At 63.5% G+C, this 12853-nt stretch carries 9 protein-coding genes and 2 pseudogenes; 4 read left to right on the top strand and 7 right to left on the bottom strand.

Going from position 1 to position 12853, the window contains the following annotated elements; translation table 11 throughout:
• Positions 1-43 precede the first annotated feature (43 nt).
• Complete coding sequence (locus ACT3UN_RS14680) at positions 44-2206, bottom strand: hypothetical protein (protein WP_444657429.1); 2163 nt, start codon at positions 2204-2206, stop codon at positions 44-46.
• A 142-nt stretch (positions 2207-2348) separates the two neighbouring features.
• Between ACT3UN_RS14680 and ACT3UN_RS14675 the strand changes: the two genes are divergently transcribed.
• Positions 2349-3404 carry an LEM-3-like GIY-YIG domain-containing protein gene (locus ACT3UN_RS14675; RefSeq protein ID WP_444657428.1) on the top strand — a complete coding sequence of 352 codons (1056 nt, stop codon included), beginning with the start codon at positions 2349-2351 and terminating at the stop codon, positions 3402-3404.
• Between the two features lie 88 nt (positions 3405-3492).
• On the opposite strand, the gene rpsT is transcribed toward ACT3UN_RS14675, so the two are convergent.
• The 5 genes from rpsT to ACT3UN_RS14650 all read right to left on the bottom strand — a co-directional run bounded on the left by rpsT (position 3493) and on the right by ACT3UN_RS14650 (position 6856).
• Entirely contained in the window at positions 3493-3759 is a 267-nt protein-coding gene (gene rpsT, locus ACT3UN_RS14670) for a 30S ribosomal protein S20 (RefSeq protein ID WP_301442054.1), read from the bottom strand.
• Between the two features lie 216 nt (positions 3760-3975).
• A complete protein-coding gene (locus ACT3UN_RS14665) occupies positions 3976-4983 on the bottom strand; it encodes a hypothetical protein (RefSeq protein WP_301442055.1) in 1008 nt (335 codons plus the stop codon).
• A gap of 58 nt (positions 4984-5041) precedes the next feature.
• Positions 5042-5650, bottom strand: a complete 609-nt coding sequence (locus tag ACT3UN_RS14660) for a DNA-3-methyladenine glycosylase I (RefSeq protein ID WP_301442056.1) — start codon at positions 5648-5650, stop codon at positions 5042-5044.
• 4 nt (positions 5651-5654) lie between these two features.
• Positions 5655-6323, bottom strand: coding sequence for an alpha-ketoglutarate-dependent dioxygenase AlkB family protein (locus tag ACT3UN_RS14655; RefSeq protein WP_301442057.1), 669 nt, complete (start codon positions 6321-6323; stop codon positions 5655-5657).
• Complete coding sequence (locus ACT3UN_RS14650) at positions 6323-6856, bottom strand: type II toxin-antitoxin system PemK/MazF family toxin (RefSeq protein WP_441579170.1); 534 nt, start codon at positions 6854-6856, stop codon at positions 6323-6325. The genes ACT3UN_RS14655 and ACT3UN_RS14650 overlap by 1 nt, the downstream gene beginning before the upstream one ends.
• A gap of 200 nt (positions 6857-7056) precedes the next feature.
• Between ACT3UN_RS14650 and ACT3UN_RS14645 the strand changes: the two genes are divergently transcribed.
• The gene (locus ACT3UN_RS14645; protein ID WP_444657427.1) at positions 7057-7524 is read left to right on the top strand and encodes a hypothetical protein; all 468 of its coding nucleotides are present in this window, start codon (positions 7057-7059) and stop codon (positions 7522-7524) included.
• 27 nt (positions 7525-7551) lie between these two features.
• On the opposite strand, the pseudogene ACT3UN_RS14640 reads toward ACT3UN_RS14645, so the two are convergent.
• A pseudogene (locus tag ACT3UN_RS14640) lies at positions 7552-8521 on the bottom strand (MerR family transcriptional regulator).
• A 171-nt stretch (positions 8522-8692) separates the two neighbouring features.
• Here ACT3UN_RS14640 and lepA point away from each other — a divergent pair.
• Positions 8693-10543 (top strand): translation elongation factor 4, encoded by a 1851-nt coding sequence (lepA, locus tag ACT3UN_RS14635; protein ID WP_444615092.1) that lies wholly within the window; start codon positions 8693-8695, stop codon positions 10541-10543.
• A gap of 970 nt (positions 10544-11513) precedes the next feature.
• Positions 11514-12832, top strand: a pseudogene (locus tag ACT3UN_RS14630) (ISL3 family transposase).
• The last annotated feature ends 21 nt before the right edge of the window (positions 12833-12853 follow it).

Genomic DNA, 12853 nt, shown 5'->3' with positions numbered 1-12853 from the left:
CCGGTGGGACGGACATGAAATTCTGGGTGCGGATAAGAGGAGGTCAGGAGTCCTTCTTCTGCCTGGACTTGATGAAGATCCAGGAGGCAGCGACGAAGATGATGATGAAGACGGTGGTCAGCCAGAAAGGCACGGTTGAGCTACTGGATGGCAGTAGCTGGACGAGTCCTGGCACGGCGAAGACGATGGCCAGGACGCCGAAGGCGCGGTTCTGAGTGCTCTCATTCCTTGCTCGCAGATCTTCGGCGTTCTGCCGCTCCGTCTGCCGTTCGGCGTCGTCCTCACGGCGTTGCTTCTCCTCGCGGCGCACGTCCGCCTCACGCTGCTGTGCTTCGCGTTCCGCCTGGTTGCGGATCTCGCGGTCGAGCTCGATCTGACGCGAGTTGAACTGGGTCGTGTAGACCGCCTGCCGCAGCTCGAGTTCGTCCTTGACGTCGGCGTAGCGCCGGCCGGCTCCGGTGGCCTCGCGCAGCGACGTCATGAACTCCGTCTCGAACTCGCGGTCGGGGACGGCGTCGAACCACAGGCGGTCGCGGAAGCGTACGAAGTCGGACTGGATCAGTTGGAAGGTGTTGAGGTCGGAGGTGAGTGCGTGAGCCTCATCATCCGGAGCGGAGCACGGCGTGCTCGGGCGTCCCGAGGACGCGGTGGAGAACTTGATCGCGCGCAGCCGCTCGCTGACATTGGACAGCATCGAGGTGGAACGGTGGACCAGGATCGCAAGGTCGACGAACCGGGTACTGGACAGCATCCACGGCCGGCAGTCCTGGCGGGACGCCAAGGCGTTTCGGACGATGCAGGTTCCACTCGCCGTCGGAAGCATGGTCCAGTACTCGTAGCGACTGCGGTCCGGGGTGCCCTCGACATCACCGGAGTACCGCGGGATGCCTTCGGCGAAGTCGTCGGCGCCGGAACCGAGTTCCCAGGCCCACATGTCGAGTTCCCTCCACGCCCACTCCTCGTCCTCGGCGATGTCACCGAATAGTCGCGGTTGCGGATGGTCGCTGTGGCCGGGAATGGCGCACACGGTGCGCAGAGGCTGGTTGCTGCCCATCCCGCGCCAGACCGGGATCTCCTTGTCTTCACCGGGCAGGGTGGTGATCGGCGTGAGCACGTCGGAGTTCCTGTATCCGCCGTTCAGCCACCCACCTTTGTGGACGGTGGCGGAGAACGTGCGGTTTTCGTCAGCTTCCAGGGATGGGAAAGTTAGGCCCTCATTGAGGGCAGTGAGCGCCTGCTCGACGAAGAAGGGCAGCAACCGGACACCAGGATGGTTCCGCTTCTTGCTCCTCCACGGTGCCCGGAGATTGTCGGAGCCGCACTCGGTGTTGCCGTCCCAGTCTTCGATATCGACGACATTCCGTGAGCGGTGGAGCGACTGTGAGATTCTCTCGAGTGTCGGACCATCGCAGTTTTCCGCCACGACGTGGAGGACCAGGAAGTCGTGGGCGAGTTCACCGGCTTCCGACGAACGGAGTTCCTCGTGGAAGCGGTGGGTGACCATGCCCCTGTACTGCAGGAATTCGGCGCAGACCAGACTCACCGACGGATCCGCGGCACGACAGGACCCATCCGTGTCTGCATCGAGGATCCGGTACTTCGAGGTCGGGTGTGCAGGCTGTCCGTCCTCGCGGAGGTGCGTACCGGGCGAAGAAGCCTTGTAGGTGTCCGCGTCGAACATGAAACGGTGGCAACGAACATCATCGGTGGGGGCGGCGTGATCTCCGCCGGAGACGACCGCCCCCACGTTCCTGGAGACCGCGCCCTTGGAAGGGATTCCCTCGTCGACGGCGGAGCTGCCGACGGTCTGGCCGAGCGGGCCTTTGAACCTGGCGCTGGCGGACTGGTGGAACGTCCGCGGATTGTGGTCGTAGGAGGTGTCGCCGTCGCGATTGTAGTCCGGTGGGACGAATCGGCCGTCGATCTCGATGGGGGTCGTGATCGTCTGGATTCCCCGGAACCGGCCGGGGATCCAGGACGGACCGAGGTCGATGAACCTGTCGGCGGTGAGTGCCGGCGGGAGGCCGCGTGCGGGGAAGGGCAGAGCGATGCTGAAAACAGCGGCTCTCCAGTCAGGCAGCTCGGCGACGTCGTAGGAGTCGTCGAGCCCGAGTCGCATTCCGTGACGCAGGAAGTCCTGGTCGTAATCGTTGGTCTTCCCTGAGCTCCGTGCGGGTTTCGACTCCGCCGTGCCGGATTCCACCATCACCATTCTCCCTGTTCCCTCATTTCTTCGGATGTTGTATCTGACTAACGTTCTCATGCCCGGACCGCGATTGCCGGGCGAATGAGGAGTACTCCCCGGAAGTAGGTACGAAGATGATCAGAAAAGGATACTGTGCGTAACCATGGCAAAGAGTAATGAATATCAAGGTAAAGACCAGGGTAAGGACGTCGAGGTCAGCGTCGGAGGGAAGGGCGACTACTACGTCTACGCGTTGTCACGGCGTCCGGTGGAGGAGGGGTTCGACCTGCGGAACATCTTCTACGTGGGCAAGGGGAAGGGTAACCGGTGGAAAGCGCACTTCAAGGAGACGCTGGCGGACCTGCGACGGAAGCAGGACGATCCGGACGTGGTGCTGAGCCGGAAGAAGGAGGCGATCAGCGAACTCTACGAGACCGGTGGGGACGAACTCGACATCGAACGCCATGCCTACCTGGTCGAATGGGGGCTTTCGGAGGCAGAGGCCCTGCGCACCGAGGCGCTGGTCATCAAGATGATGAAGACCTACGGCAATGAGCTGACCAACATGGTGTCCGGCCACCATGAGGCCGAGGTTCTCATGCCGGCCGGTGAGGTTCGACGCTTCTACGCTGCGGAGAAGGAGCACGTGGAACGGTTGAACTCGGCCGAGTTGGCGGACTTCGCTCCCGGTGGTCCGCGCGCGGAAGATTGCGTCTGCGTGGTCGTGAAGGGCAGCAACGACGACAAATCCTTCAGGGAGGACGAGCTTGTCGAGGGACTTGGCGAGACCGGGTTCCAGACGGCATACGTCGGCGAGAAGGGCGAGACCCCGCGTCGAGGCTGGGATCCTCGCTGGCCCTGGAGCGACGAGGAGGCCCGCGAACGTGCCCGGCACTACTGGACTGCCAAGCCCGAGAACGCCGTGGTTCTCAAGGAGATCGCCGACGAGGGACGACTGCAGCTCGCCCTGGCCATCAAGGATCCGCGGGCCAAGGAGACTGTCATCCGCTACATCTGGGAAGTCGACGACACCGAGGAGCCGTGGCTCTGGTACCCATACGGCGACAACGACGCCGGCAAGGTGGGCTTTCCCCTGGGCAGGTCATACGACGAGTCCGAGGATCCCTGGCTCGGTAAGGCTCTGGTGCAGGGGGAGAAGGACTGGTCGATCTTCGTAAACCGACAGTCCGGTATCTGCTACGTCAGTTTCGAGGACTGACCCCGGCAGAGCCGCACCAGCACAGCAGAAAACCCCGCCTCCGGTGTGAACCGGGAGCGGGGTTGACGGCGTGCGCGAAAAGCGCTGACTAGCCCTCGAGCTTGTTCAGCTGGGCAGCCAGGCCGGACTTCTTGTTCGCGGCGTTGTTCTTGTGGATGACGCCCTTGGTGGCGGCCTTGTCGTACAGGCGGCTGGTGGCGCGCAGCTGTGCGGTGGCGGCTTCCTTGTCGCCGGCGGCGATCGCGGACTCGAACTTGCGGGTCTCGGTACGCAGGCGGGAGCGGACGGCCTGGTTGCGCTGGCGGGCGGCCTCGTTGGTGAGGACGCGCTTCTTCTGCTGCTTGATGTTAGCCATGGGGCTTACCTCTTTCTGAACGGTGAATCGGTGATCGTTCGCCACTTCCACCCGGGTGAGCCGTGCACACGGTCTCTGACAACCAGCCCAAGGTCCTGCCGGTTGCGGTGCACACGCCGCGAGTGGTCGCGGGTCAACCTGACGAACACTACCAGTTCACCGCGGACCGCCGAAATCAGCGGCAACCATCATTCCAGTCCGTTCAGCTCACGCACCTCACGGCTCGTTCAGGTCGCGGGTACGCCGGTCGTCCGCCGGCGGGTACACCATGCGCTGCGGCATCGCCCCGGTCAACAGGGCCTCGATCTCCGCGGCGGCGTCCATCACCGCGCGCCACCGGAACTCCTTCGGCAGCCGGTCCACCGAGCCCAGCAGGCCGGAGTCCGGCAGGTAGGGGATCAGTCCGGCCCGGGCGATGGCCACCATGCCGGCGGTCATCGCCTCCTGCGCCTGGACCTCGGTGAAGTGCCGGCTGGTCATCAGGTCCGGGTCCACCAGACGCGACGGCAGCCACCAGTGGCTCGTGGTCGGCATGTCCGGCGGCCACGGCATCGCACTGTCCGACCAGGTCCGCGGATCCGACCACACCTGCGGGGCATGGGCCAGGAAGATGTGCCCCAGCACCTCGGCGACCACCGCCAGGGACTCCGGCGCCCCCGGCCCGCCCAACTCCCGGGCCAGGCGCAGCACGTACCAGGCGGAGGCGGTGTCCAGCTCCACCGGCGGGACGGAGCCCGGCAGGGCGGTGTGCACGTTGAGGGTGAAGGGGCCGGTGCGTTCGACCTGCACGGGATCGTCCTGCATCTCCACGACCATGCCGATGCCGCGCAGCTTCTCCAGCAGCGTGGGCCACACCTCCGCGGTATCCAGGGGGGTGGTCCCGCCCTGCCGGTAGCCGGAGTCCTCGATGTCGGCGATGAGGTCGATGTCCAGCACGTAGGTCTCCGACAGGGAGACCCGCGCGGCACCGTCGGCGGCTCGGTAGCCGTTGGAGTAGGCCTCGATTTCCGGGACGAGACGGGCGGTGCGCGCGGTGTCGGTGGCGTTGTGCCGGTAGCGCGAGCGGTAGCGGCGGAAGATCTGCATCGTCGCCTCGATGGCGTCGGCCAGTGGCAGGTCGCGTTGGCGCACGGCGAAGTCCAGCAGCACGGGCACGGTGGCGTGGCGTTCACGCGCGTTGCGCAGGCTCCACAGCTCGATCTCGAGGGCCTCGAAGGGTGTCATGCCGGATGTCATCGTGTGTTCGCCTGCCTTTCTGTTTTGCAGACGATAGTACACGTGGCTACCAGGGATCTCCGGCCTTTTCGCCGTGTTCGTTCCACAGTCCCGAACACCCGCGGCGGTGCGTGCCCACCAGGTGGGTGTCCACGATGCCCACGGCCTCCATCAGTGCGAACATGGTGGTGGGCCCCACGAACACGAAGCCCTCCTTCTTCAACGCCTTCGACAGCGCCACGGACTCCGGCGAGGTCGTCGGCACATCCTCGGCGCGCTGCGGCACCGGGGTGCGCGCAGGACGGAAGGACCATACGAACTCTGCCAGTCCGGTGCCGGGCCCGTGGCGTCCGCGCAGGGCGACGGTGGCCCGCGCGTTGGTGACCGTGGCCCGGATCTTGCGGGCGTTGCGCACGATCGCGGCGTCCTGCAGCAGTTCCTCGACCCGGTCCTCGCCGAAGTCGGCGACGGTGTCCGGGTCGAAGCCGGCGAAGGCGGCGCGGAAGGCGGGGCGTTTGGCCAGGATCGTCGCCCAGCTCAGCCCGGACTGGAAGGCCTCCAGGCTGATGCGTTCGAACAGGCCGCGTTCGTCGGTGACGGGCACGCCCCACTCGGTGTCGTAGTAGTCGCGCAGCAGGTCGGACGCCTCGGCCCACGCCGGACGCACCGGTTCCATTCTTCTACCCCTTCAGCCCGGTCTGACGCAGCGTGATGTTCAGCCGGCCGTGGATCTCCAGGTCATAGGGCCCGGTGTTGGGGTACACCTTGGTCACGCCGTGATAGTTCTGACGCGCGGGCCCACCGAAGACGAACAGGTCGCCGGACGCCAGCCACAGGTCGGTGTAGGGGCGGTTGCGGGTCTCGGCGTTGCCGAAGCGGAAGCGGCAGGTGTCGCCGATGGACAGCGACACCACCGGCCCGTCGGAGCGCTCGTCGGCGTCGCGGTGCATGCCCATCTTCGCCGCGTCGTGATAGTGGTTCACCAGGGCGACGTCCGGAGTGTAGGACGCCGCGAGCGCGGCGTCCCCCGTCGTCTCCACGACGGCGCGCCGTCCGAGTTCCACCAGCCAGTCCGGCACGGGCAGGACGGGGGCGTTGTTCACGTCGACCGCACGGCGGGTGTAGTGCCCGGGCGTCCAGTGCCAGCCGAGGCAGAGCATGGACACGCTCATCGGGTTGCCGTGGATGCGCGGGGAGTGCGGCGGGACGGGGCCCTTGGCCCACGCGGCGTACTGGGCGACGATCCAGCGCTGCTGGGCGATGTCCAGCCAGGCGGAGCGGTGGTGGGCGCCGTCCGGCAGGTCGGAGGCGGGGGCGTGCAGGTCGAACAGGGTGGGTTGGTCAGTCATCACGACCATCCGTAGCTGCGGCGCAGGGCGTTGGCCAGGCGCTCGTAGCGGCGTTCGGGCATGGAGACGCCGCGGCGCTGGATGGAGGCCTCGGGGATCTCGATGGTGCGGTCGGCCCGGGCCCAGCACTCGTTGCCGCGCGGGTCCCACAGGCCGGCGCCGATGGACACCCAGTTGTCGTCCTCGGCGTGCTCGGGGTTGGAGCTGATCAGCATGCCCAGCAGGGTGTGGCGGTTGCGGCCCACGACCACGCAGGCGCGCAGTTCCGGGGTGGATTCCCGGTTGGGCAGCACGTGGTACCAGACGACCTCGCCGGGGTCGGCCTGTCCGTCCATGTCGGGGGCGTAGATCACGGGGCGGGCGTGGTCCTGGGTGGGTGTGGTGACCGTGACGGCGCGCACCGCGGTCTCGGTGTGGGACGACTGGTCGAGGCCGAGGTTGGCGTGCAGCTCGGCCAGGCCCGCGTCCAGGTGGCCGCTGTGGTGGAAGTAGCGCTCGATGACGCGGCGCAGGGGATTCCGGGCGGAACTCATGGGAACCACTCTAGCGTGGGGGACGGACGTGGAAGCAGGGCAGTCGAACAGCCAGGTGGGAGGGGTTTCGGCGTGGGGTTGGCGGTGGGTTCGGTCCGTGCGGTACGAGTCGCATCCAGGCTGCGCCCAGGGCGTCGTGGGCTCGGTCATGAGCCTGGCAGGATGCTGTGTTTCAATGAAGTGCGATATATGATCATAAAATGACTTGGAGAAAACTAACTATAGTGCCGATCGTTGCCCTGACCTGTATGTCTATCGCAGCCTGCGGCGGTGAGTCTGAGGCAGAGGAAGCTGTGACGTCCACTGTGACGTCTACCGTCACGGAGACAGTGGAGCGTACGACGACCGTCACGGAAACCACCGAGGCCGAGCCAGAGCCGACCCGGACAGCGGAAAGCGCTGCGGAAGAGCCTGCGGCGAGCACGAGCGGATCCGCAGGGACCTTCGGTTCGGGGCCCCAGCTGGTCGGGAGCGACATCCAGCCGGGAACCTACAGGAACAGCGACAGCAGCAACATGTGCTACTGGGAGCGACTCTCGGGGCACAGCGGGGAAATCGACGACATCATCGCCAACGAGCTGACGGAGAGTCAGTCTGTCGTGACAATTGCCCCCACGGACGTCGCTTTCAGCTCCACAGACTGCGGGACCTGGACTCTGGTCGAGTAGCCCCGCACTCCGGAGAGCCGGCCGCTCCTATTCGTTGACCGGGTTGTTCCGCAGCCAGTCCAGTACCTGCTCTGCGTGCGTGTTCGGCGGGAAGATCGGGTAGAAGACGTACTCGATCACGGCGTCGCGGACGATGAGGGTGAGCCGGGAGTAGAGGCGCGTGTGCCCGGGTGCGGTGAACGTCGGCAACCGTAGTTCGTCCGCGAGCGACATGGACTGATCAGACAGCATCTCGAACGGCAGCGCCAGGCGCGATACGACCTCGTCCTGGTAGCCGGGAGTCTGGCTGGAGAGACCAAAGACCTGGTTGACGCCGAGATCCTGTAGCGATGAGAAGTGGTCGCGGAAGCTACACGCTTCGGTGGAGCACCCGCGGGCCCCGGGGATGTTGTCCCAGCCATCGGGAAGATCTTCGCCAGGTCGTCCGGTCAGTGGGTAGAGGTAGATCACGGTCCTCCCGGTGCCGAGATCTGCGAGATCGACATGGCGGTCGCCGCTCGTCGGTAGGAGGACGGACGGCATGGCGGTACCGGGGAGGTGTGTGGCTGCGCCGTCGTCCTCAGGTACAGGAAGATCCTGGGGGGAGTGAGGTGAAGTCTGTCATGGTGGTTCCTTCGGTAGGTGCTGGAGGCGATGCAGTTTCCGTACCAGCGGCGCTGGTGTCCAGCCGGCGTTGAAGCTTGTGCCGACGGGTGGTGAGGGAGGCGATGGTGCGATCGAGCTCGGCGATGGTGTCCCGGTAGACCGCGAGTGAGGACACGCATTCGTCGCCGCTGGCGTGACCGAGGTCCAGACAGTCGATGAACGGTGCTGCCTTGCTCGGGGCGATGCCGAACTCGCTGAGTTCGCGGATCTCGATGACGATCCGGACGTCGTGGTCGTCATAGTCCCGGTAGCCGTTGCTGAGGCGTGTGGGGCTCAGAAGGCCGATGCGCTCGTAGTAGCGCACCGCCTTGACCGTGACGCCGGTGAGCCGGGCGAGTTCGGTGATTCTCATCAGGTACCTCCGGAACCAACGCTAGACGTTGACCCCGAGGGTAAGGTCAAGCCGCTGCGGCGGCGAGCACTCCGTCGGTGCACGGTCCGTAGGCATCACAGCACCAGAGCCAGGGGCCGGACAAGGTAGGCTCGACACGTTCGGCATCAAACCACCAGGAGGACGACACCCATGGCCCCCAAGCAGAAGAACTACGCCCGCGAGACGTTCACTGACCCCTCGCGGATCCGGAACTTCTGCATCATCGCGCACATCGACCACGGCAAGTCCACGCTGGCCGACCGCATCCTGCAGATGTCCGGTGTCATCGAGGACCGCGACATGCGCGACCAGTACCTGGACAACATGGACATCGAGCGCGAGCGGGGCATCACGATCAAGGCGCAGAACGTGCGTCTGCCGTGGGTGCCGAAGACCTGCGCGCACAAGGATGAGGAGCTGGTGCTCCACCTCATCGACACTCCCGGTCACGTGGACTTCACCTACGAGGTCTCCCGCGCACTGGAGGCGTGTGAGGGCGCGATCCTGCTGGTGGACGCCGCCCAGGGCATCGAGGCGCAGACGCTGGCGAACCTGTACCTGGCGATGGAGAAGGACCTGGAGATCATCCCGGTCCTGAACAAGATCGACCTGCCGGCCGCGGACCCGGACAAGTACGCGTTGGAGATCGCCAACATCATCGGCTGTGAGCCGGAGGAGGTTATGCGGATCTCGGCGAAGACCGGTGAGGGCATCCCGGACATGATCGACAAGGTCTGTGAACTTGTGCCGGCCCCGGAGGGCGATCAGGACGCACCGGCACGCGCGTTGATCTTCGACTCCGTCTACGACATCTTCCGCGGCGTGGTCACCTACATCCGCATGATGGACGGGACGCTGGAGCCGCGCCAGAAGATCCAGATGATGTCCACCGGTGCCTCACACGAGGCGCAGGAGGTCGGCATCATCTCCCCGAAGCCGGAGAAGGCCAAGGGCCTCGGTGTGGGCGAGGTGGGCTACATCATCACCGGCGCGAAGGACGTCCGCCAGTCGAAGGTGGGTGACACGGTCACCTGGGCCGTAAACGGGGCAACGGAGCCGCTGACGGGTTACCGCGAGCCGACGCCGATGGTCTACTCGGGTCTGTTCCCGATCTCTGCGAACCAGTACCCGGAGCTGCGTGAGGCGATCGAGAAGCTGCAGCTGAACGATGCCTCCCTGACCTTCGAGCCGGAGACCTCCACTGCACTGGGATTCGGTTTCCGCTGTGGCTTCCTGGGACTGCTGCACATGGAGATCACGCGTGACCGCCTGGAGCGCGAGTTCGACCTGGACCTGATCTCTACGGCGCCGTCGGTGGTCTACCGGGTGGTGGGAGAGGACGGCACGGAGATGCACGTCCAGAACCCGTCTGACTGGCCGGAAGGCAAGCTCAAGGAGATCTGGGAACCCATGGTGGACCTCACCGTGATCGTGCCGGAGGAGTTCCTGGGCGGGACGATGGAGCTGTGCCAGTCCAAGCGCGGACAGATGAAGAACATGGACTTCCTGTCGACGGACCGTGTGGAGCTGCGCTACCGTATGCCGCTGGGCGAGATCGTGTTTGACTTCTTCGACATGCTGAAGTCCAGGACGAAGGGCTATGCGTCGCTGAACTACGAGGAGAATGGCGAGCAGGAAGCTGATCTCGTGAAGGTTGACATCCTGCTGCAGGGGGAGCCGGTGGATGCGTTCAGCGCGATCGTGCACCGGGACCACTCGCTGCACTACGGCAACAAGATGACGAAGAAACTGAAGGAGCTCATCCCGCGCCAGCAGTTCGAGGTGCCCGTGCAGGCGGCGATCGGCTCGAAGGTGATCGCGCGTGAGAATATCCGCGCTCTGCGTAAAGATGTGCTTTCCAAATGCTACGGTGGTGACATCTCCCGCAAGAAGAAGCTGCTGGAGAAGCAGAAGGAAGGCAAGAAGCGCATGAAGTCCATCGGGTCAGTCTCGGTCCCACAAGAAGCGTTTGTTGCTGCGCTGAGTACTGACGAAGGATGACGAGGCTTCGAGGGTAGTTTCCATCTCGGAATGGAGAGGGATCTGAATAATATCAAAGAATCGATCGGCGAGTCATATGTAGTGAATCGTCCGCGGGGGATATTGAAGTTTTGCGTACGTTCAGACAAGAGTGTGTGGATGGGCCTGAGTGAGAGGCGGTTCATCAGCTCGCGCAAGGGCCCTTTATATACATATTCAGAGCGCAGTACATTATTTTTTAACATTACCCAAAAATCTACGAAATTTGGTTTAGTTCTATTTGGTCCGGCTGCGATGATATTTGTCAGCAGTTCTTTGGTCGACTGGGGTGTGACTACTACTTCTCTTTCTGTAATAATAAATCTCCTAATCCCGCTCCCGTATATCGCGGTTTCTTTTCTGGAATGCCTGTCGATGAGGGCCGTTCTGGTGAATCGCAAAGATGATGGGATGGGGGGTATATACGCCCTCTGCGAATCGGAAAGGCAAACAATAGTTGCTCAAGGTCGCAGTGCTGTCACGCGATTTTGTCCAGCCGCGATCTTCGGATTTCTCTTCAGTATCTTCTCTTCTATGTATCTACCTTTTGACGCTTTCATTGATTTAAACTGGAAAGCGGTATCAGCATCCCGCCCTCTCGAGTTTATAGAAATTCGAGATCTTCACATTCTCATCCTCAAGGCAGTCAGTATAATTCTCGGTCTGACATGGACGTATTTAAGTATCGTAAAATCTCCCGTATCTGGTGCGGTTAGGATAATATCCTGAGGCGAAGCGGATTTCCCTTTGGTGGGTGAATGAAATGAGGTCAGCGTCCTCAGCTGTATAATTAGCCACTGTTCCTAAGTTTCATCGAATTAGTGGCTCTTCGCGATACGGAGTGAATAGATGAGGGCGGGGCTGCTGCGGTGTGGCACAACATACAGAGGCCCTTGCCGGTACAAGATGAGAGTTGCGAAGCCATCATCCGAGCGGAACCAGGACCCTAGAAGTGCACACTACTGGCAACCTCGTCGCTGACACCATCTGCCGCACCGCTGAGAAAAGGATTGACCATCACGGACGCCTCGGACGCCGGCCCGTTCACCGTCATCGACGCAGCTCCGATGGCCGTCGACGATTAGTGCCCTGACTGCGAATAGCCGGGTGTACTGCGAGATCACGTCTCTCGGCACTGGTGGACCTGCCGGTAGTCGGCTTCCCGACGAGGCTTCACGTCCGTGTTCCGCGGTTCACTTGCGCCAACGATGCCTGCGGCCGGAAGATTTTCCAGGCTTCACTGGCGTGTTCTGACGATGGGGCGAAACTGGCCCACCGGGTGACTCGCTGGATTGTGCAATGCCTGGCCATCGACCGCATGACTCTCTCAGCGACTGCGAAAGCCCTAGGTGTCGGGTGGCAGTTGGTCAACAAGATCGCGGGCCAGGCGTGCCGCAACCTTGTCTACGACTCCGGCGATCACCTCGCTGACGTGCGGATACTAGGGGGCGATGAGCACGTGTGGAAACACACCCGCCGTCCGGGCGATCCCTCCTCGATGGTTACGGTGCTGGTGGATCTGACCCCGCTGGTCGATGGGCGAGGTCCAGCGCGGCTGATTGATATGCGCCCAGGTCGCAGGTGCCGAGCTTCTACGAACCTGGTTGCAGCACAACGCCGCGAAGCATTCCGCGAGTCGGTTCAGTTGGTGACGATGAACGGTTTCGCCGACTACGCCACCGCCGTGGACCACGCCCTGTCCGCAGCGACGAAGGTGATGGACCCATTTCACGTGGTGCACCTGGCCGCCGAGAAGCTCACCGGGCGTCGGCAGCACCTGCAACGAGAGACGACTGGTCGGCGCGGACGCAAGGTTGACCCGTTGTACAAGCACCGCCGTAGCCTGATGGCCAGGACGAACTATCTGACCGAGCGGCAGAAACAGCGGTTGGATCTGCTGTGGGCCACTGACGATGACTACGTTGCTTTGCAGGTCACCTGGGGTTTCTGCCAGGAAATGTCGTTGCCGCGTACGGCCATCCGGGCAAGTCACGGGGCAAGAAGTTGATGGCCGGGTTGATCGACACGCTGCGCAGGGGGCTCCCGAAGGGGTTGGAAGAGTTGGCACAGTTCGGGCGCACGTTGTGGTGACGTCGGGCCGATATCCTGGCGTATTTCGATGTCGGAGTGTCGAACGGGCCCGTCGAAGCGGTCAATGGCAGGGTGGAGCACTTGCGCGGGATCGCATTGGGTTGCCGAAATCTGGACCATTACATCTTGAGGTCGCTGATCCATTCCGGGCAACTCCGCGACCGGATCAACGTGCTGTGAATCGCGAAGAGCACTTAATGT

It is taken from the genome of Corynebacterium sp. AOP12-C2-36 (assembly GCF_052379185.1).
Lineage (GTDB): Bacteria > Actinomycetota > Actinomycetes > Mycobacteriales > Mycobacteriaceae > Corynebacterium.
The sequence above is the reverse complement of the archived record's forward strand: the minus strand, read 5'-3'. Positions and strand labels throughout refer to the sequence as shown.